This window comes from Microcosmobacter mediterraneus (genome assembly GCF_031846265.1).
Lineage (GTDB): Bacteria > Bacteroidota > Bacteroidia > Flavobacteriales > Flavobacteriaceae > Microcosmobacter > Microcosmobacter mediterraneus.
Genome location: NZ_JAVRIA010000002.1, coordinates 326,315 through 348,998, shown reverse-complemented (window position 1 = coordinate 348,998; position 22,684 = coordinate 326,315). Strand labels below are relative to the sequence as shown.

Annotated in this window: 15 protein-coding genes; 9 read left to right on the top strand and 6 right to left on the bottom strand. The window is 33.9% G+C overall.

Annotated features, from left to right (window positions below):
- The first annotated feature begins 102 nt into the window (after positions 1–102).
- Positions 103–2,577 carry a T9SS type A sorting domain-containing protein gene (locus tag RM697_RS04985; RefSeq protein WP_311426760.1) on the top strand — a complete coding sequence of 825 codons (2,475 nt, stop codon included), beginning with the start codon at positions 103–105 and terminating at the stop codon, positions 2,575–2,577.
- 73 nt (positions 2,578–2,650) lie between these two features.
- Here RM697_RS04985 and RM697_RS04980 read toward each other — a convergent pair whose 3' ends face one another.
- Complete coding sequence (locus RM697_RS04980) at positions 2,651–4,474, bottom strand: cation:proton antiporter (protein ID WP_311426759.1); 1,824 nt, start codon at positions 4,472–4,474, stop codon at positions 2,651–2,653.
- Positions 4,475–4,602: 128 nt separating this feature from the next.
- Here RM697_RS04980 and RM697_RS04975 point away from each other — a divergent pair, with 128 nt between their 5' ends.
- Genes RM697_RS04975 through RM697_RS04965 form a run of 3 tightly spaced genes read left to right on the top strand, consistent with a single transcriptional unit; the run spans position 4,603 to position 8,890 of the window.
- The gene (locus tag RM697_RS04975) at positions 4,603–5,466 is read left to right on the top strand and encodes an MBL fold metallo-hydrolase (RefSeq protein ID WP_311426758.1); all 864 of its coding nucleotides are present in this window, start codon (positions 4,603–4,605) and stop codon (positions 5,464–5,466) included.
- 4 nt (positions 5,467–5,470) lie between these two features.
- Positions 5,471–7,084 (top strand): S8 family peptidase, encoded by a 1,614-nt coding sequence (locus RM697_RS04970; RefSeq protein WP_311426757.1) that lies wholly within the window; start codon positions 5,471–5,473, stop codon positions 7,082–7,084.
- A 3-nt stretch (positions 7,085–7,087) separates the two neighbouring features.
- A complete protein-coding gene (locus RM697_RS04965) occupies positions 7,088–8,890 on the top strand; it encodes a M1 family metallopeptidase (protein WP_311426756.1) in 1,803 nt (600 codons plus the stop codon).
- A gap of 3 nt (positions 8,891–8,893) precedes the next feature.
- Here RM697_RS04965 and RM697_RS04960 read toward each other — a convergent pair whose 3' ends face one another.
- Positions 8,894–9,322 carry a LexA family protein gene (locus RM697_RS04960; RefSeq protein ID WP_311426755.1) on the bottom strand — a complete coding sequence of 143 codons (429 nt, stop codon included), beginning with the start codon at positions 9,320–9,322 and terminating at the stop codon, positions 8,894–8,896.
- A 23-nt stretch (positions 9,323–9,345) separates the two neighbouring features.
- A complete protein-coding gene (locus RM697_RS04955) occupies positions 9,346–10,365 on the bottom strand; it encodes a S66 peptidase family protein (protein ID WP_311426754.1) in 1,020 nt (339 codons plus the stop codon).
- Positions 10,366–10,522: 157 nt separating this feature from the next.
- On the opposite strand from RM697_RS04955, the gene metG reads away from it, so the two are divergent.
- From metG to RM697_RS04940, 3 genes are all read left to right on the top strand, one after another.
- The gene (metG, locus tag RM697_RS04950; protein ID WP_311426753.1) at positions 10,523–12,592 is read left to right on the top strand and encodes a methionine--tRNA ligase; all 2,070 of its coding nucleotides are present in this window, start codon (positions 10,523–10,525) and stop codon (positions 12,590–12,592) included.
- Between the two features lie 116 nt (positions 12,593–12,708).
- Positions 12,709–15,129, top strand: coding sequence for a hypothetical protein (locus tag RM697_RS04945; protein ID WP_311426752.1), 2,421 nt, complete (start codon positions 12,709–12,711; stop codon positions 15,127–15,129).
- A 3-nt stretch (positions 15,130–15,132) separates the two neighbouring features.
- Positions 15,133–16,035, top strand: coding sequence for a histone deacetylase family protein (locus RM697_RS04940; RefSeq protein ID WP_311426751.1), 903 nt, complete (start codon positions 15,133–15,135; stop codon positions 16,033–16,035).
- Positions 16,036–16,054: 19 nt separating this feature from the next.
- On the opposite strand, the gene RM697_RS04935 is transcribed toward RM697_RS04940, so the two are convergent.
- Positions 16,055–17,371, bottom strand: coding sequence for a sulfatase family protein (locus RM697_RS04935; protein ID WP_311426750.1), 1,317 nt, complete (start codon positions 17,369–17,371; stop codon positions 16,055–16,057).
- Between the two features lie 111 nt (positions 17,372–17,482).
- On the bottom strand, positions 17,483–20,068 hold the full coding sequence (locus tag RM697_RS04930; RefSeq protein ID WP_311426749.1) for a phosphoenolpyruvate carboxylase: 2,586 nt from the start codon (positions 20,066–20,068) through the stop codon (positions 17,483–17,485).
- 115 nt (positions 20,069–20,183) lie between these two features.
- Between RM697_RS04930 and RM697_RS04925 the strand changes: the two genes are divergently transcribed.
- Complete coding sequence (locus RM697_RS04925; RefSeq protein ID WP_311426748.1) at positions 20,184–20,702, top strand: ferritin; 519 nt, start codon at positions 20,184–20,186, stop codon at positions 20,700–20,702.
- 276 nt (positions 20,703–20,978) lie between these two features.
- Here RM697_RS04925 and RM697_RS04920 read toward each other — a convergent pair whose 3' ends face one another.
- Positions 20,979–21,311 (bottom strand): single-stranded DNA-binding protein, encoded by a 333-nt coding sequence (locus RM697_RS04920; protein WP_311426747.1) that lies wholly within the window; start codon positions 21,309–21,311, stop codon positions 20,979–20,981.
- Between the two features lie 247 nt (positions 21,312–21,558).
- On the opposite strand from RM697_RS04920, the gene RM697_RS04915 reads away from it, so the two are divergent.
- Complete coding sequence (locus tag RM697_RS04915) at positions 21,559–22,671, top strand: glycosyl hydrolase 53 family protein (RefSeq protein ID WP_311426746.1); 1,113 nt, start codon at positions 21,559–21,561, stop codon at positions 22,669–22,671.
- The last annotated feature ends 13 nt before the right edge of the window (positions 22,672–22,684 follow it).

Here is a 22,684-nt window from a genome sequence, read left to right as displayed (position 1 = left end):
AGCAAGTCGTTAATTATGTTGTTTTTTACGTCAGTTATCACATTTAAATCGCATCGACCCTTGTAAATACTAGTTTTATGGAGAATTAAATTTTTCTCCACTATGAAAACAAAATTAGTTTTACTCTTAGGGTTGTTATACTCATTACCAACGTTTGCTCAGACAGATGGTTGGTATTTATATACCAAAGCGTCAGAAATTACTAAAATAGTACCAGACGAAGTAAACTCAGATGAACTGCACCTTGCGACGGATATTGGTTATATAAAATATAACACCTCTGCTAATACTGTAACTGATTTTTGCAACCTAACAAGTCAAAATCCAGCAATTGGAAAAGTGAAAGATGTAGCTCAGGATCCTACAAGCGATAATCTTGCTTTTGCTCTGGTTGATGGAATTGCTATTTATAACGGAATTAATGTTACAATTTATAATTATGATAATTCTGATTTAAGCATAGGCGAATTTACCAATCAATTTTTATTCTTAGAATTAGAATATGCGAAAGACGGATCACTATATATCTTTAAAGAAGATGCTTTTGGATATCAGAAATTTGATAATGGCGCTTTTGAAAGTGAACAAGTTACATCTTTTAGACCTAAAGATATTATTGAAAACATTGCTGGTACAAAAACTTATTTTGCTGGAGATGTTAATGGCTTGTGGGAACTAGAAAAAGCCACAGATACTTGGACGAATTACACATCTTCTAATTCAGATTTAATATCTAATTTTGTACTTTCATTAGCGGTTGACTCTAATGACTTACTTTATGTTGGTGGTTTTCAGGGAATAAACACCTTGAGTGACGACGGAGTGTGGAATACTTATCAAGAATTAGATCCGATAAATGCATTTCCTTATCAGGCACATTCAATTTCTGTAAATGAATCAACAGGTCATTTAGTGGTAAGTACATCAGCACCTAGCACATATTATTTTGGACTTTCAATAGTTGACCTGAACACAAATACCTGGACAAATTATAGAGAGGATGATACTAACTGTTTAAATGAAAATGTATATACAGCCACAGTTTTTGGAGGAGACGGTAAAGTTTACGCTGCGCCTATAATTTTTTCGAGTATTCCAGATATTGGTAAATTAGTTCAATTTACACCTTCATCAGAAACATGTATAAATGCTAATATCAATTATTTAAATGCCCCTGTTGCTGTTAATTCTAATGTTGTCACAGATTTTGCTATTAGAGAAAAAACAAACGGAAATTTTGAAATTGGTTTTACACGCTCTTTTGATTTACATGCAGTTGAAATTGACCCAATGACTTTTAACGGAAGCTTTCCAACGCCAATTACTTTAACTCCATCTGCGGGCGATTTCCTATTTAGCATAATCAACGATAACAACCACTTTATTGTTGAAGCTAATGAAGGATGGCTTTTTATTGATGAAAACAATGCAATTACAACATTTAATCATAGTATACCTGATTATTTGGCGATAGTTACTAAAAAATCTGCAATATACAACTCAGAAAACGGCATTATTAATATAGTGCACAAAGGGTTTGATGCGTCTTTTAATTACCGCGCTTATAAAACACAATGCAATACATTGATTGGAACTTGCGCCCCTTCTGAAGAAATATTTACCACCGATAGAGATCTCTCGCAAAATGTCCTTTTTGGCACAAGTGAAGCTACATCTTCTGATAATATATATGCAGTTGGCATAAGTTTGGACACATCTGTTGATGATAATTTTAATAATGATAGACGAAATTCTAATGCTCTTTACACTGAAGAGTCTTGGAACAAAAACACAAATGGTAATTCAGTTGCTAAAGGATATGTGCTTTCAGATATACTTTTTCCTAATAGCGATCCATTAATCATAAGGACTAGTTCAGAATCAATTTCTACGGTGTTGCTTCTTTCAGACAATACAACCATACGCACATTAACGGAGAATGATACTTCAAATGAACTAATAAGTAGGGATTTCAGTATTGATCAAGATAATAATGGGGAACCTGATGAAATAATTAATTCATTTGTTACCATAACTTATGCATATGGTGACTTAGGAACTCCCGTTCTATTTTCACTTGTAAAAAATAGTAATGGCACTCATATTATATACTCTGTTCTGTCAACGGACGAAACGGGGGATTTAATTATGGAAAATGTTCTGGAACAACAAGGCCCAGTTTCTAATAATTTAACTATTAGAAAAACTCTTGTTATAGAGGAAACTCCAGCTCCTAATTCTCGTTTTCAAAATAATAACACAGCCACCATAGCAATTTTAACAAATTACGGTCTTTTATTAAAAACTGATTTAGATTTATCACAACTTACTCTAAGTGATAATAATATTAATTTAAGTGAAAACAACTTCACTTTTTTCCCAAACCCAACAAAAGATTTAGTCAATATTGGCAATGATTCGATAAATAAGATTTTGGTTTTTGATGCAAACGGACGTCTAGTTTTTGAAACTAATAAAACTAGTTTTTCAATGAAGCACTTAGAAGTTGGTGTTTATTTTGTTAAGGTAGAGAGTACAGATGGGCAGATTATAAACGGAAAAGTAATTAAACGTTAATAAGGCTTTATTTAGCAAGACTAGCTTTAGCTAAATATAGTGGAGAAGGCTCGGTTGGTAACAATCGAGCTTTTTAATCTTCTAAAGACTTACCTAAATAAACAAGTTTAGCTCCATTTTCTAATTCTGTGTTAGTTAGATCAATTGAAGATAACATATCTAGGTCTCCACTTTTGTTTTTTATAAACAAAGGCACAGTAAATTTATCAGAATCAGTAAGTTTTATTAGTTTTTGAAGGTGTTCATTATCATCAATATCTTTTTCGTGTATTGAAGGGAATTTTTGAGCAATATCTGTAAATGAGTTAAAGTCGTCAGTTTTACTAAATAACCCTTCATTGACTCCAGAAGAGTCTAAAATTTCAGACTTAGAAGCTAACCTAAACGATCCATTTTCCCCAAATTGTTTAGAGAATTTATTTATAGCATATTTATTTATGTCTGTGTTTCCTGTTAAGGCAAGCAAATAACCTACATCATTAAACTCAATATTATCGGTTAAGGTACCTGAATATATGTTTTCTGTAAAAGACTCAATTCCAGAATCTTGAGCTTTAGCTATATTATTTTTATTACTATCAACTAAAACAACATGCCGATTATTTTTAACGAGATACTCTGCAATTAAGCGCGATACTTTTGAAGCTCCGATGATTAAAATTCCATCAGATTTTTTTAAGAATACACCAACAAGCTTTGCAAAAAGTCTGGCTGTAGTAGCATTAAGTAATACAGTTCCTAGAACAATCATAAATACTAATGGTGTAATATATTCAGCACCTGGCACACCTTGGCTTAAGAGCTTGCCGCCAAAAAGCGAAGCAATACCAGCAGCCACAATACCACGAGGCCCAACCCAACTAATAAATAGTTTTTCGTTGGTTTTTAATGTTGAGCCATGTGCACTTGCAAAAACTGCTAAAGGTCTTATTACAAAGACAACGATTAAAAATAAGGCTAATGTTTCCCATCTGTAAAGCAGCATTAAATCTTGATAATTGATGTTCGCAGAAAGCAGAATAAAAAGAATGGAGATTAGTAGAACGCTTAAAGATTCTTTGAAATAAAGAAGCTCTTTAATATTTTCTAGTTTACTATTACCAATTACCATTCCCATAACCACAACAGCTAAAAGACCAGATTCGTGAGCAAAAATTTCAGATTCAATAAATACTAAAAGCACCACTGATAGGGATACTACATTGAGTAAATAATGAGGAATGAATTTTTTATTAATCACAAAGACTAAAGCATGGGCAAATGTGAAACCAAATGTTGTACCAAAAAGTACAATTTTACCAAACTCAATTAGCGCTGTTTTTGTAAATCCGCTATCGCCACCAACACTAATAAACTCAAAAACCAAAACAGCCACCAAAGCACCTATAGGATCAATGAGTATACCTTCCCACTTTAATACAGTAGAAACATCACGCTTTAAAGGAATATTTCTTAAAATAGGTGTAATTACAGTTGGTCCAGTTACAATAATAAGTCCAGCAAATAAAAAGGCTAAATCCCATTTTAACCCAAATAGATAGTAGGCTACTAATGCAGCACCAAAGAAGGTTATTGCAGAACCCACTGTGATAAGTTTGGTTATTACAGGACCAACATTTTTTATTTCACTTCGTTTTAGGGTTAAACCGCCTTCAAACAGGATAATACTGATGGCTAAGGAAACAAAATAGTATAAACCTTCACCAGGAAATAATCCTTTTTCTCCATTCCAGATGGGTTCTATCCATTTAGCGCGATCTTCACTTAAAAATTCGGCAGCTATTGGCCCAACGAGTAAGCCAATTAAAATTAAAGGTAAAATCGCAGGGATTTTAAGTCGCCAAGCAACCCATTGTGCTAAAATTCCAAGAATAATAATACCAGCTAACTCTACCATAACCATTTAATTTGGAGTGAAAATACTAAAAAATCAAATAACTCTAGGTTTTATAAATCGAATATCATTTCTTAATAAAAACCCAACAAACTTCAAGGTTATATTTAGATTTCTTATTTTGCAACCCTATGAAACTTTACCCAATACAAGCTGGTCATTTTAAACTCGATGGTGGCGCTATGTTTGGTGTTGTACCCAAGCCATTATGGCAAAGAACCAATCCTGCAGACGCCAATAATATGATTGATATTGCTGCGCGTTGCCTTTTAATAGAAGATGGAGATCGATTAATTTTAATTGATACAGGAATGGGAAATAAACAATCTAAAAAGTTTTATAGCTATTATCATTTATGGGGAAATGACACAATAGATAAATCATTATCAAACTTTGGCTTTCATAGAGATGATATCACTGATGTGTTTATGACACACCTTCATTTTGATCATTGTGGCGGAAGTGTAGAGTGGAATTCAGATAAAACAATACTTCAGCCAGCATTCAAAAATGCATATTTTTGGAGCAATGCTGAGCATTGGAAATGGGCAACAGAGCCCAACAGAAGAGAACGCGCTTCTTTCTTAAAGGAAAATATAGAACCAATGGAAAAAAGTGGTCAATTAAAGTTTGCGATCCTTCCAGAAAACAACATAGTTAATCAATCTGAATTAGGGTTTGGCATTTTTTTTGCCAATGGTCATACAGATAAGCAGATGATTCCTATGATACACTATAACGATACTACCATTTGTTTTATGGCAGATTTATTACCAACAGCTGGTCATTTACCTATACCTTATGTAATGGGCTATGATACCAGACCTCTATTAACCTTAGACGAAAAAGAGCAATTTTTAAATATGGCAGCTGACCACAATTTTTATTTGTTCTTAGAACATGACGCTCATAACGAAATAATAACCGTAAAACATACAGAAAAAGGAGTAAGGCTAAACAATACGTTTAGCTGTAAAGAACTATTTAATCTATAATATTATGAAAACAATTAAACACATATTAATAACAGCAATAGGAGTTTTAGTATTAGGCTGTGGAGGTGTTGCCCCAATAATTTCAACACCTGTTGAAGATATAGACACTTCTCCATTAAAGGAAAGTGAATTAACCGAAACCCAAAAACAAAATTGGCAACACTTAGATTTGGTTAACGACACTATTCCAGGTATGGCTGTAGATAAAGCCTATAATGATATTATTAAAGGTAAAAAAGGTGTCAAAGTTATAGTTGCCGTAATCGACTCTGGTATAGATATAGATCACGAAGATCTAGACGGTGTTATTTGGACCAATAAAAAAGAAAAGCCTAACAATGGTATTGACGACGACAAAAATGGTTATGTAGATGATATGCATGGTTGGAATTTTCTCGGAGAAGGCTATAACGAACAACTTGAATATGTGCGCTTGTTGGCTTCAGGTAATGCTGATGATCCACGTTATGCAGAAGCTGAAAAAGCGCAACAAGATGAGTATCAAAAATATTCTGGGTACAAAACACAATACGAGCAAATCCTTCAACAAGTAAAAGGTGCTCACGAAACACTTAAAAAACACTTTGGAAAGGAAGATTACACAAAAGAAGAGGTTAACGCCATTAAATCTGAAGATCAATCGTTAACACAAGCAGTTAATATTGCTAGATATATGTATTCAAACAATTTAGGCTCCTTGCCTGAAGCAATAGAAGAACTAAGTTCTGCAATGATAGACATTAATGATAGATTGAATTATAACCTAAACAAAGATTTTAAAGGAAGAAAAACGGGAGATAACATTAATGATTTATCTGACGTAGGTTACGGAAATGGGAATGTAAAGCCAGTTAAAAAAAGCGAAGCTCATGGAACACATGTTGCTGGAATTATTGCAGCTGAACGCAATAACGGTAAAGGCGGAAATGGTGTAGCAAACAATGTTGAAATTATGTCGTTAAGAGCTGTACCAAATGGCGATGAATATGACAAGGATATAGCTTTAGCCATACGTTATGCTGTAGATAATGGAGCAAAAGTTATTAATGGTAGTTTTGGTAAAGACTTTTCACCTCACAGTCAATGGGTTAGAGACGCCATTGCTTATGCAGATCAAAAAGATGTGGTTATTATTCATGCCGCAGGAAACGATAGTAAAGATTTAGATAGTAATTATAATTTCCCTAATGATCAAGTAAATAATGGACCAGAGGTTTCTAACTCATTTATTACAGTAGGATCATTAGCACCAAAATACGGAACAGATATGGTTTCGGGATTTTCTAACTACGGCAAAATAAATGTAGATGTATTTGCTCCAGGAAGTGAAGTATATTCAACAACTCCAGAGAATGAATATAAATTTAAAGGTGGAACATCTATGGCTGCACCTGCTGTTGCAGGTATTGCGGCATTAATTAGATCGCAATTCCCTAGTCTTTCTTCAGCTGAGGTTAAGCAAGCCATTGTAGAATCTGGATTACACTTAACAACTAAAGTAGTTGTGGGAGGTGAAGCAAATGATGTGAGACCTTTTGCAGAACTATCTAAATATGGCACTATTGCTAACGCCTATAATGCTTTAATCAAAGCATCTCAATTAGCAAATAATCAGTAGAACATGGTACAGTCTTTTAAAACACTAGTCTTAGCAATAATTGCATGTAGTAGTATTGTTTCTTACGCTCAAAACACAACGTATTGGCAACAACATGTTGATTATAAAATGGAAATTGATATGGATGTTAAATCCTATCAATATAAAGGGAAGCAAGAATTGGTTTACACCAATAATTCACCAGATGTGTTAAACAGAGTGTATTATCACCTTTATTTTAACGCCTTTCAGCCAGGAAGTGAAATGGATGTAAGGTCTAGAACCATTGCTGATCCAAGTGGTAAAATAGCGGATAAAATAAGCAAGCTACAACCTAATGAAATTGGTTATATAAAGGTAAATTCATTAACGCAAAATGGAATAGTTATTAAACACGAAACGGTTGGCACTGTATTAGAAGTTGATTTAGCAAAACCTATACAGCCAGGAGAGAAAGTGACATTTAATATGGAGTTTGATGCCCAAGTTCCTGTGCAGATTCGTCGCTCTGGAAGAAATAATGCAGAAGGCGTTGCTTTGTCTATGACACAATGGTATCCTAAACTCGCCGAGTACGATTTTGAAGGTTGGCACGCTGATCCTTATATTGCTAGAGAATTTCATGGCGTTTGGGGAGATTTTGATGTTAAGCTAACTATTGATAAAGATTATGTAGTTGGAGGCAGCGGTTATCTTCAGAATCCAAATGAAATAGGCTATGGTTACGAAACAGGAAAAGTGAAGCGACCAAAAGGCGATAAGCTAACCTGGCATTTTGTTGCGCCTAACGTACACGATTTTACTTGGGCAGCTGATCCAGAGTTTATTCATGATATCTACAAAGGTGAAAACGATGTAGATCTACACTTTTTATACAAAAGCACTTTAGAACAAAAGTATTTAGAGAACTGGAAAAACCTTCAGCCAAAAACGGCTGCTATTTTAGCATATTTCAACAAACACATCGGAACTTATCCTTACAAACAATACTCTGTAATACAAGGAGGTGATGGCGGAATGGAGTATGCTATGTGTACCTTAATTACTGGTCAGCGAAAATTTGGAAGTTTAGTTGGCGTTACAGCGCATGAATTTGCACATACATGGTTTCAATTTTTATTAGCTACTAACGAGGCTAAGCATGAGTGGATGGATGAAGGCTTCACAAGTTATATTAGTGACATGGCGATGAATGAAATAATGGAGCAAGGTCGTATTAATCCATTTTTCGGAGCTTACAGAGGTTATATTTATTTAGCTACATCTGGTAAGGAACAACCACTAACGACGCATGCTGATCGTTACGAACACAATATGGCTTATAGTATCGCTGCCTACAGTAAAGGCGAAGTATTCTTAGCCCAATTAGGTTATGTGATTGGAGAAGACAACTTAAAAACTACAATAAAAAAATACTTTAAGGATTTTGCATTTAAGCACCCAACACCATTAGATATTATTCGTTCTGCAGAGAAAGTGTCTGGCTTAGAGTTAGATTGGTATTTAATGGATTTTGCTCAAACTACAAATACTATTGATTATGCTGTTTCTGCTGTAGAAGGAAATACAATTACACTAGAACGAATAGGATTAATGCCAATGCCTATTGATTTATCGGTTACTTACGAAGACGGTTCTTCGGAAGAATTTTATATTCCTTTACAGATGATGCGTGGCGAAAAACCAACGCAAGCCACATTAAAACCAGACTGGGCTTGGACTCATCCAACCTATAAATTAGAAACTAGTAAAACGGTTAAATCTGTAGAAATAGATCCATCCCAAATGATGGCAGATATCGATAGAACCAATAATAAAAATCAATAGTGATTATACTTTTTTAATCACGTTAGTAACAATTCCCCAAATTATAAAGTCATTATCTTCTGTTATTTTAATGGCTTTATAGTTTGGGTTTTCTGGCTGTAACCATATATTATCTTTCTCAACACGCAAGCGCTTTACAGTAAATTCACCATCAATAAAGCAAATTGCGATTTTGTTATGCTCAGGCTCTAAACTTCTATCAATAACTAAAAGATCATTATCATCTAAACCAGCATTAATCATAGACTGACCAGAAACTCTTGCAAAAAATGTAGCCTCTTTGTTTTTCACAAGTACATCATCTAAGGATAAACGCTCCTGATTAAAATCATCTGCAGGTGAAGGAAATCCAGCCGAAACACCTGAGTTTATTAGTATAGCGCCAGAAGACACTTTTGATGAAGGTGTGAAAAATGTTAAGTTGAGATTCATTTAGGGCAGTTTTATGGTTTTAATTAATTCTTGAATAGTATGGTTGACTCCTTATGGCTAACGTTTAATTGAATCTCTCTTCCTAAAATCATTGCACGATTATCTTTCTCATGTCCTGCAGGCATGTTAAAGGCAATTGGGAAATTATATTCCGAAAGCGCATCAATAATAAGCTGCTCAATAGAGCTTCCCCATAGTGCTGTATTATTCTTTTTCATCTTAGTAAAATCACCAACTAAAACACCCTTGCAGTTATCAAAATAACCAGCTCGCTTTAAGGTTTGTAACATACGATCTATATGGTATTTATATTCACCAATATCTTCAATAAATAAGATTTTACCTGAAGTGTTAATCGATGTATCTGAACCCAACATGGTATGCAATAAGGTTAAATTACCACCTACGAGTTGACCAGATACTTCACCTGTTTTATTGAGCTTAGAACCTTCTAATGTGTAGGATAATGACTTTCCAAATAAGGCATCTTTAAATGTATTAACAGCAGGTTTAATTTTTGTTAAATCTTTAGTAAGGCTTGTGCACATTAAGGCGTGTATGGTTTCAAAACCTTTATTATGCAATTGATTGTGTAAGGCCGTAATATCACTATACCCTAAAAGCCATTTGGGTTTGTTCCTAAATTTTGTATAGTCTAATTTATCTAAAATCCTAACGGTTCCATAACCACCTCTAGCACACCAAATAGCACTTATTGTTGGGTTGTCCATGGCATTTTGCAAATCTTCGCAGCGTTCATCATCTGTGCCAGCAAAATGATTGTTTTGATTAAACACGTTTTTTCCTATAATAACATTAAGATTCCAATTTTCTAATAATTTTTTGGCCTGAGTAATTTCATCTCCACGATTAATTAAAACTCCTGAAGGTGCAACAATAGCAACGGTATCTCCTGCTTTTAAATATGGAGGTTGTATCAATGTATTCTGTGTTTTTGCATTTTTTTGTTGTACTGTACGTTGCTTTATTCCTAATAAAAATAAGGAAGCTATGACAGAAATAAAAAAGGCATATTTAGACATATTGTAAAAGTACATTTTTTTTCTAAATCCCTTTAAGAATGCGTACTTTTGTGCGCTAGTTTTATCTATTTAAAATTAGAGATTTGTCTCCTCGAGCGCAGTCGAGAGGTTTTATCAAGGTCTCGACTGCGCTCGACCTGACATCTATTTAATAAAAATGAATTCTCCTAAACGATATACCATAACAGCAGCGCTTCCTTACACTAATGGCCCAATACATATTGGTCATTTAGCTGGCGTTTATGTACCAGCAGATATTTATGCTAGATACCAACGACTCATTGGTAATGATGTGGCTTTTATTTGTGGAAGTGATGAGCATGGTGTACCTATAACTATTAAGGCTAAAAAAGAAGGCGTTTCTCCGCAAGATATTGTAGATAAATATCATGCTATTATAAAACAATCTTTTTTAGATTTTGGAATTATGTTTGATAATTATTCTAGAACCTCAGCTAAGATTCATCACGATACTGCCTCCGAGTTTTTTAAAACATTGTATGATAAGAATGAGTTTGTTGAAGAAATCACAGAGCAACTCTATGACGAAGAAGCAAATCAATTTTTAGCCGATAGATTTGTTATAGGTACTTGTCCTAAATGTGGCAATGAGGAAAGTTATGGTGATCAATGTGAAAACTGCGGAACAAGCCATAATGCCACAGATTTAATAAACCCTAAATCAGCAATTACTGGCAATGTACCAACATTAAAACAAACTAAGCACTGGTTTTTACCACTAAACAAACATGAATCATTTTTAAAAGAGTGGATTCTTAAAGACCATAAAAAAGATTGGAAACCTAATGTATATGGTCAATGCAAATCTTGGATTGATGATGGTTTAAGGCCAAGAGCTGTGACTCGAGATTTAGATTGGGGAATTCCTGTTCCTGTAGAAGGAGGTGAAGGCAAAGTACTCTATGTTTGGTTTGATGCTCCTATCGGTTATATTTCTGCAACTAAAGAATGGGCAGAACATGAAGGAAAAAACTGGAAGGATTATTGGAAAAAAGAAGACACCAAATTAGTTCATTTTATAGGTAAGGATAATATTGTATTCCATTGTATTATTTTCCCAGCGATGTTAAAAGCAGAAGGGTCATATATATTACCAGATAATGTACCTGCAAATGAGTTTTTAAATCTAGAAGGCAATAAACTATCTACCTCTAAAAACTGGGCTGTATGGCTTCATGAGTATTTAGAAGATTTTCCTAACAAGCAAGATGCGTTACGCTATGCACTCACTGCGAATGCACCTGAAACTAAGGATAACGATTTTACTTGGAAAGACTTCCAAGCTAGAAATAACAACGAACTAGTCGCTATTTTTGGGAACTTCATAAATCGTGTTGTTGTCTTAACACATAAATATTATGAAGGTATTATTCCTGAACCCTCTGAGTTTACAGAAATAGACAAAGAAACCTTAACAACTGTAAAAGCTTACCCTTCCGTAATTGCTAGTTCTATAGAACGTTATCGCTTTAGAGAAGGTAGTCAAGAACTTATGAATTTAGCACGATTAGGCAATAAATATTTAGCAGATGAAGAGCCTTGGAAAGTAATTAAAGAAGATGAGGATCGTACAAAAACAATTATGTATGTAGCATTACAAATAGCGTCTGCACTTTCTGTGTTATGTGAACCTTTTTTACCATTCACTTCGCATAAACTTAAATCAATACTTAGCACCTCATCAAATGAAGTCGAGAGGTCATGGAATGACGTTGCAGCTTCTGAGAATTTATTACCTGCTAATCATAAAATAAATAAAGCAGACTTACTCTTCACTAAAATTGAAGACAAAGAAATACAAACGCAACTCGATAAACTGGAAGCTTCAAAAAAAGAAAATGAAGCAGTAAACGCTACTGTCGAACCACAGAAAGACACCATCACTTTTGAGGATTTTACCAAGTTAGATATTAGAGTAGGCACAATTCTAGAAGCAGAAAAAATGCCTAAAACAAAAAAACTTTTAGTTTTAAAAGTTGATACAGGTATTGATACTAGAACTATCGTTTCTGGTATTGCTGAAAGCTTTTCAGCAGATGAGGTTATCGGAAAACGCGTTACAGTATTAGTTAATCTTGCGCCAAGAGCATTACGAGGTGTAGAAAGTGAAGGTATGATTTTAATGACTGAAACTATTGATGGTAAGTTGGTGTTTGTAAACCCAGACGAGACCTTGGAGGTAAAAAATGGTTTGCAAATAAGCTAAACAACATTTCTTACAACTTACTTATTTTAAGCTAAAAAGGCACTTAAGGATAAGTTAAACCCTACAAATTTGGTGTGGTTTTTGAGTAAATTTGCATAAACCATCAAAAGAGCACTATGCAAGCTATCTCTATAATCAGAAAAGAATTTCTCTCTAAATTAACACAGGTATTATTTATTTGTGCAATTCTATCTATTGCTAATACGAATGCACAACAAATTGATATAGCAGATAGTTTTGAAGACTACCATTCAGCACCAAGAGAATTGGCTTATGTGCATTTAAATAAATCAGTGTATATAGAAGGAGAGATGCTTGGCTTTAAGGCTTATGTTTTAGACAAAAACACCAAACAGCTTTCACCTAATACTTCTAATCTATATTGTACAATCTCTGATGAGGAAGGTAATATTTTAAAAAAGAAGCTAGTATATGTTAATAATGGCGTTGCTAATAATGTATTTAATGTAGATGATTCGTTATCTACAGGCATTTATACATTTAAGGCTTATACAAATTGGATGCGTAACTTTAAAGAGGCCAACCATTTTGAACAAACATTTAAAGTGCTGGACGCGGATAATAATGCTAAAATTGAATCTGTTAAAAGCTCTAATCTTTCTGTAGATTTACAAACCTTAGGAGAAGGTGGTCATATTCTTTATGATGTTTCTAACAACATAGGTATTGTTGCAAAAAATGAATTGGGTTACGGTGTAGGTAATGCAACAGGTAGAATAAAGGATGACAATGGCAATGTAGTTTCAGAATTTACACTAAATGAAGTTGGAATTGCCAAAACACTATTTACACCTTCACAAGGAAATCAATATACAATAGAATTAGATCTTGCAGATGAAGTTGTTTCAGAACCAATCAGTTCTATAGAATCGATTGGTTTAAACTTACAACTAATGAGAGCTAAAGATAGAGTGTTGTTAGAATTTAAAACAAATTCTGCTTCACTCTCTATGATAAAAGAAAAAGTATTTAAGCTCGCACTTCATAATGATAGTGAAATAAAAATTTCAGATTTCAGATTTGATGAAGATCAAAGACTTGTTATGGCGTATCCAATGAATGAGCTGTACTCAGGTATTAATATTTTTACAGTTTTTGATGAAGATAACAAACCTGTTTTAGAGCGTTTATTTTTTAATAATCAAGGCATTAAGAGGCAAAAAGTATCTAAAACCTCATTAAATGTTGAGGTTGATAGCCTTGTAATCTCCTTAAAATTACCCGATTTTAAACCAGAAGATTACTCATCCTTAAGCGTCTCGGTTTTGCCATCAAACACAGCGTCGTATAATCATCATAATTCTATATTATCACAGACATATATTCAGCCTTATATAAAAGGAGCTATAGAAAATGGGCACAATTATTTTAAAGATTCAAGTAGAGCTACTATGTACAATTTAGACCTACTTATGCTTACTCAAGGCTGGAGTAGTTATAATTGGGATGAGATATTTAATTATAATGAAGTTTTTGCATATCCTTTTGAAAGGGGAATTGATGTTGTTGCCAACGTTAATGGCAAAAAAGGTAAGGGTAATTACATCGTCTATCCTCTAGAGAATTCTAAAACCAAGTTATTTGAGTTATCAGATACTGATAAAGTGTTTACAGCAAAATCATTAATACCAACAGAAGACGATTTATTTAGAATCGGATTTCTTGAGTTGCAAAAAGATAAATTTAAAAACAAGCCATCACTTTACTTGCAATTTTATCCTTCAGAATTTGCTGATTACTCCAATACGTTTTCAAGCATAAAGGAAGCAGACGTGTTTAGAGATAATCAGATAGCTATACCAAATTCATTAGAGTCTTGGAAAAATGCAGAAGAGCTAGACGAGGTAGTCATTACAACAGACGTTAGTGAAAGCCGAGCAGAAAAATTAGCAAATAAAGCAGTGAATTCCAAAGTAGATATTATTGAAGATTATGAGCGTAGACCTGGACTTCGTGTAGACCTCTATTTGCAACGTTTGGGTTGGTCAACTCAATACGATTATTTTTCAGGAACACTTAGTATAATTAATCCTAGAATTACCTGGAAAGATCCAGTACCATTAGTTTACTTAGATGATGCCCTTTTAACCACTTCTGGCTCTAATTCAGACTTTAGTTTGCTGACTTTTATTACTATGGATGTTGTAGATTACATTGAATATGAATTGTATGGAATAGGAGGTGGAATACGAGGTGGAGCAGGCTTTATTAAAATATATACCAAACAAAACAATATTCCTCTTAACAAAGCAGAAAATGTGGTTACTTACGATGTACCTTTGCGTTTTAGTAATGCAAAAAGATTCTACACACCAAAGTATCAATATTACAACACTAAATTTTTTAAAGAATATGGCGTCATTGGTTGGGTTCCTAATTTAAAACCAGATGATAACGGAAATCTAGAGTTTTATATTTACGACACTAAAGCTGAAAATATTAATCTTTACATAGAAGGTGTTGTCAACGGAAATTCTTTTGTTTCGGAAACCTTAATCATAAACACTGAAGACTAGTCGTTGCTCAAAATAGCATACCATCCTATTTATAAACATCCGCTTCCTGAAGGACATCGCTTTCCTATGCTCAAATACGAGCTATTACCAGAACAGCTTATTTATGAAGGCACTTGTACTTCAAATAGTTTTTTTCAACCGGAAATCCCTAATGACCAACATATTCTTCGTGTACATACAGAAGCGTATTTCAATGATTTAAAACAGCTGACTTTAGACAAACGTACCGCCCGAAAAATAGGTTTTCCTTTAAGTAATATTTTAGTCGAACGTGAAGTTATTATTGCTGATGGTACAATTAAAGCCAGTGAATTTGCTTTAGAACATGGTATTGCAATGAATATTGCTGGAGGTACTCATCACGCCTATACCAATCGTGGCGAGGCTTTTTGCTTACTGAATGATCAAGCCATTGGAGCACGTTATCTACAGCATAAAAATTTGGCTCACAACATCTTAATCGTCGACTTAGATGTACATCAAGGTAATGGCACTGCTCAAATCTTTCAGAATGATGATTCTGTATTTACCTTTTCGATGCATGGCAAAGCTAACTATCCGTTTAAAAAGGAACTTAGTGATTTGGATATTGCTTTAGAAACAGACACAGATGATGAAACTTATCTGAAAATTCTGTATGAAACACTTCCAAGACTAATCAAACAAGTACAGCCCGATTTCATTTATTTCTTGTGCGGTGTTGATGTCATTGCTTCTGACAAATTGGGCAAATTAGGTTTAACATTAGAAGGTTGCAAAATGCGAGATCTGTTTGTTTTAGAAACCTGTAAATCAGAAAATATTCCTGTGATGTGCAGTATGGGAGGCGGTTATTCGCCTGATATAAAAATTATTGTAGAAGCACATGCCAATACCTTTAGATTGGCTCAGGATATTTTCTTTTAGATATTACAATTATCAAGTTTTATTTATGTTCTGCTTTCCAAGCTTCAATTCTTCCTTGAAAAGCTTTTACTTTTTCGGGATAGGTCTCAGCTAAGTTAGTATCATTTCTTGAATCATTATTCATATCGTAAAGTGCAATACTCTCTAAAGTTAAATTCCATTGAAAGAACCAATTGTTTGTTCTTGCCCAATAGGCTTCAATCTTCATTCCCATCATATCATCTTCTGAACGCATTTGAGTGGCTTGCCCAATAATAATAGCTCTATCAGATTTTGATGTGTCTTCGATTAAAGATTTATAGGACTTTCCAAAATAACCTTCTGGTATGTCGATATCCAAATAATCGAGAATGGTTGCAGGAATATCTGCGCTATGCATCAATGCTTTTGATTTTGCTCCAGCTTCAATCTTATCTTTCCATGAAAAAATAATTGGTGTTCTAAAAGACTGATCGTAAACCGATAGTTTCCCTTTGTCACCTCCATTATGCCAGCGCAAAGAATCATGTCTAAATTCTTGATGTGGTTCTTGCTCCCAACCGTTATCGTTGACATAAACAAAAAGTGTATTATCAATCTCTCCTTGTTCTTTTAGGTATCTTACTAATTCACCAACACCATCATCAAACCATGTGCAATTCGCGTAGTAACGTTTTGCAGATTCGGTCATGTCTTTATCCTTATAAATATTATAATATTTGTCTGGTGCATCAAATGGATAATGCGGTAATTCAGGTGCAAACCAAATAAAGAATGGATCATTTTTATTGGTTTCAACAAAATCATAAACAGGCTGCATAGTCGCACGCGCTAATTGACGACCATCACCTCCCATAAATTGTAAAAACCAATCGTCATTTTTCTTATCTCCCTTTCTCCAGCCTTTGGTCATCCCAGCATCAAAGCCGCCATTTTGGTAATTGAATTCCCACCATTTGCCACCTTGAAAACTTTTGTAGCCTTTTTTAGCTAAAAGCCTTGGCAAGGTATTAAAGTGCCGCATCGCATGATGTTTGAAACCTACTATAGAATCTTCTGGGATTTGTTTCTCTTTAATCAATTTCTCAACATCTTGCTCATAATTGATCGGTAAGGTTCCTGTCATTAGTGTTTGTAATGACGGTCTGCAATGGTTTTGTGGCACATAACCTTCTGTGAAGAGGGTTCCGCTTGCAGCGAGTTTATCCATATGAGGTGTTTGTACATAATCTGCTCCCATAAATCCGAAATATGGATACCCTTGATCATCACCAACCAATAAAATAATGTTAGGTAGTTTTGTTTGTTCAGAGTTTATTTCTATTTGTTTCGACTCCGATTTACAGGAAGTAAACATGAAGTATAATAAAACACAAAAAAAAGTAGCTTTCATTTTTAAAAAATATTGGTTTTAATCTAAAAATAAAAAATCTTTTCAATATTAACCATCCATTAGAAAAAGAATGCTTTAAGCAGAATTACGACTCGCATTGATATTTCCAAATAGAGAGCGCGTCACAATTTTTTCGTAAATATCTAATTCTTTTGGATCAATCTCCTCTTGTTTTCTTAGCTCTTGAATCTTTTTTAAAGCAAATTGTTGAATGGTTAACAATGGAAGCACAATTGACTCTCTAACAGCAATTGACGCTTTTCCTGAAGGCTCCTCTTCCATAAGTTCTTTATAACCTGTGAGCTTTAAAATTAAGCGTTTACTTAACGTGTACTCTTCGTAAATCAAGGTCCAAAAACCTCCAAATTCCTCGTCTTCAGACATGTATTTTGTAAGATCAAAAAACGATTTTGATAATGACATCATGCTATTTTCAATCAAGGTTTTAAAAAAGCTAGAGTTTTTATAAAGCTGCTTGACTTTTCTAAATTCCCCTTTATCTTCATAATGCTTCAAGGCAGTTCCTACTCCAAAAAACCCTGGAACATTCTGTTTTAACTGACTCCAACTTCCTACGAATGGGATGGCTCTTAAATCTGAAAACACCAATTCATCAGATGTTCCTCGTTTCGATGGACGACTACCTATATTTGTTTTTGCATAAAATTTTAGTGTACTCATTCGTTCCAAATACCCTAGGAAATTTGGATGTTGCTTAAAGTTACTATATGCTTTATAGCTGATTTTTGCCAAGCTATTCATCGTGCTCTTATCTGTACGAGACAGCTTAGGATTGGTATCTGACAATCTATTTAAAATACCTGAGCTTATCAATTGCTCCATATTATATTGAGACGAATCTAAGGTTCCGAAATTAGAGCTGATCGTCTGACCTTGTATGGTCAATTGTACTTCTTTATCCTCAATAGTTGGTCCTAGAGACGCATAAAAGTTATGCGTTTTTCCACCACCTCGAGCTGGAGGTCCTCCACGACCATCAAAAAACACTACTGCTATTTTATGCTTTCTTGATACTTTAGTAAGGGCTTCTTTAGCTTTGAATATTGCCCAGTTTGCCATGAGGTAACCACCATCTTTAGTTCCATCACTAAAGCCGAGCATAATCGTTTGTTTATCGCCTCTTTGCTCTACATGTTTTCTATATGCTTTATTTGTATAAAGCGTTTCCATTACAGAACCTGCATTTTCTAGATCTGGAACCGTCTCAAAAAGCGGAACAATGTCTACTGGTAATGCGTCATCAAATGCCGTAATCTTTAACATCGCATAGAGTTCCATCACATTTACGGCTGTTTGGTTGTTACTAATGATATATCGATTGGCAGCAAGCTCACCATTTGAGGTCTGTATCTCTTTGATAGCTTCCATGGTTTTTAAAGTTCTAATGCTAAACTCATCTTTAAACCATGCTATATTGAGTTTTCCTTTTACTTTTGAAAGTGCATTAACTTGTTGCTTTGGTGTTAACTCACTAAAGTTATCAGGAAAAACAGAAGCCTTTTTCTTTTGTAGTGTTTTAACAACATCTTGGAACACGTCGTTATGCTTTCTGCTGTCTTGCCTTACATCTAAGGTTGCAAATCTAAACCCAAATAAGGATGTTTTATTAATTAAACTTTCAATCTCATTGAGATATAACGACTGATGCTCATTTTTAATAATGTCTTTAATGGTCTGTAGAGTTGTAATAAATTCATCTAAGGTAATGGCATTCTTGGCATTAGGACTTATACTAGCATCATACAGCTTTCGTTCTAAATATAAAATGGGCTCTTCTATATTTTTAAATGTGAGCTTTCGTTTTAGATGTTTTATATCTCTATAATAATTTCTAAGAACAGCTTGCTTTAATTTTAGAGCCACTTTTAATGTTGTCTCTGGAGTTACAAATGGATTTCCGTCTCTATCACCTCCTGGCCAAAAGCCAATATTTATGATTTCGTTAGGCATATCTAACTGATCATAAATATTTTGTTGTATGTAATCAAAAATCTTCCCAAAAGATTCATAAAATACATGTTCTAAATACCAAATAAGACTGATAGCTTCATCATAAGGTGTTGGTTTTTTCTTTTTAAAAAACGGTGTTTTTCCGAGTTGAGCTAAAAGATTATTAATAAGCAAAAGGTCGTTAGCCTCAATAGCTTTGGTAAGATCTGTAATAATGCCAAGAACTGAACCTGGATAAAATTGTGTAGGATGTGCAGTAAGCACAATTCTTACCTTAAACTCATTAAGATATTTTATAAGTGTTTCTAGCTTACCGTCAGAAACAGCATTCTCTTTTAAATGCCTAAGCGTACCAATGCCATCCATATTATTTACAACCGGAAAAGCTGCATCTTCAATAGCATCAAACAAAACTACTTGGCGTTCTATATATTGTATAAAACGAAACAGAAGTTTTATCTGACTTTCTTTAGAGCGTCTTGCCTGATACTTCTCAAAAAACCGCTCAACAATTGTTGTAGGATCATCACCTTGTGCAAATCCTTTGTCGCAGGTTTCATGAAATAATGGTAATAAGACACCTGTTTTAGTTATAGCATCAAAAGGGAGCGTCATAAAGATGCTATTATAGATTTGATACTTTGCTAGTACATTATCATTAAATCGGACTAATTTGGGTTGAATTGACATCTGTTTTTATTAAGAAATATAAAGATAAAAAAGCCAATCCATTAATTTACTAACTCTATGGTATTTAGAATCATTTTTACGAGATATTCAGTATTTTTGAGTAAAACTGAAAACTATGCTATCAAAAACAATAGAAACCGCATTAAATAAACAAATTCGTATCGAAGCTGAGTCGTCTCAGGTGTATTTAGCCATGGCTGTTTGGGCTGAGGTGAAAGGCTTAGAAGGAATTGCAAATTTTATGTACGACCAATCAGACGAAGAACGTGAGCATATGTTAAAGTTGGTGAAGTTTGTAAATGAACGTGGAGGACACGCTCATATTTCGGATTTATCAGCGCCAAACGTAGATTTTAAGTCCTTTAAATTAATGTTTGAAAAACTCCTAGATCACGAAATTTTTGTGTCTACAAGTATAAATGAATTGGTGCATATTACACTACAAGAACGTGATTACGCTACTCATAACTTTTTGCAATGGTATGTGTCTGAGCAGATAGAGGAGGAAGCCACAGCGCGAACCATCTTAGATAAAATAAACATGATTGGCGATGATAAAGGAGGTTTATATCTGTTTGATAGAGACATACAGCAGCTTACAGTACAAAGCGCTGCTGACACACCGTTAGAATAATTGTTAAAATTTATTTAGAATTATTAAAAATAAGTATTTTTGTTCCTGTTTTGGTGTTACATCGAGATGGGAAAGAAAACGAATAAAAAATTAAAACAGCAACGCTTAAAAACCATTACACTTAATGGTTGTGCTTTTGCAGAAAAATGCAAAACAAAGTGTTGCAAAAAATATAAAAAGTCAGAACAAAAACGCTGTAAAAAATGTCCTTGTTTTGACCTTTTAAAAAAAGTAGCTTAAAAAAAGCCAGATGTTAACATCTGGCTTTTTTTAGTGTTATTTACCAAGCATTAAAAGCTCGTTACAAACCACCTCTGTAGTGTAGCGCTTATTGCCATCTTTATCATCCCAAGAGCGATTAGTTAATTTACCCTCTACAGCCACCTCTTTGCCTTTAACTAAAAATTTCTCAGCAATCAGAGCTGTTTTTCCCCAAGCTATAACATTATGCCAATAGGTGTTTTCTACTTTTTCACCTTGCGCATTTTTGTAGCTTTCGTTAGTAGCAATAGAGAATTTAGCTAGTGTTTTACCACTCTCTAAATTTACGATTTCTGGATCTTTTCCTAAATGTCCAATCAACTGTACTTTGTTTCTTAGCGTGTTCATAATTTTAAATTTTTAATGTTAAACAGTTAATACTATCGAGTTCTTATGTTTCGACAGTGCAAATATGAGAGGACAACCAAATATAAGTCGGTAGTTACGTATTTAATATCGTTTGTAAATATTTGTAGTCATTTAAAAATGAGTAAACAAATAATAATCAAGGTTTTACGATTAGTGTTTAATTTTTACTTATTTTTAGAATGTAGAACTTATTAATGAGTTGTACTTCATTATGACAAAAAGAGTCATGGCTAAATATAATAGCATTACATATATTTATAGTTTTAAAATAGCACAATGCTTTATTGGTGTTTTGCTTTTTACGAGTTTTAGCTGTAACACAAGCAATACAACAGAGCCTAATTCTAGATCATTTAAAATGGGCTTTACCACCTGGAGTTTTGGACCTAATCTACAAGATGTAAACGATACTTACACCTTTATTGAAAACACGGCAGACATTTATGCAGAACACATAGATAGTAAAATTCCATGGAATGCATGGATTAATAATTTAGACTTACCACAGACTTTTACCAACGAAATTGAAGGTAGAGCAAACCGTAAAATCAATACACACGACTTAGTGCTTTCAGTTAGTTTATTAAATAGTAACAGAGACGAACTAGCAGAAGATTTTGATGGCTCCATACCAAACTATACTAATCTTAACGACAATCATATAGAAGACGCTTACGTAAAACATATAAACTATTTAGTAAACGCTTTTTCACCCGATTATTTAGTTATTGCCATTGAGGTTAATGAGTTACGATTGCGAGCTCCAGAGAAATGGCTTGGCTACAAACAACTTATGGCCAATGTTACAAGCAGAATAAAAGAAGAGCATTCCGATTTAAAAATTTCAGAATCTATATCACTTCACAATTTATATGAGCCAAATACAACAGACACTTCTGCGTATATCAATGATATTTTAAGCCACATTAACACCTTAGATTTTATAGCCATTAGTTATTATCCGTTTTTAAATAATCAGAGTACTGAGAGTGACTTCCAAGACACGTTTAATTTTTTGCACAACAACGTTAATAGTCCTGTAGCTTTTGTAGAAACCAGTCATTTAGCCGAAAACCTTGTGGTGCCAAACTTAAATGTTTCTATTAATGGGAGTGAAAGCGACCAAAACCTATATCTCGAAACCCTATTAAACAATGCTCAAAACCAAAATTATGAGTTTACAATTTGGTGGACTCATAAAGATTATGATGCACTCTGGGAAACCTTCCCTCCAGAATTATTAGACCTAGGACAATTATGGCGAGATACAGGACTAATTAGCGAAAACGGAACAGAGCGTTTGTCTTTAAGCACTTGGGAAAGAGTGCTAGAAAATTAGGTTGTATATCAAT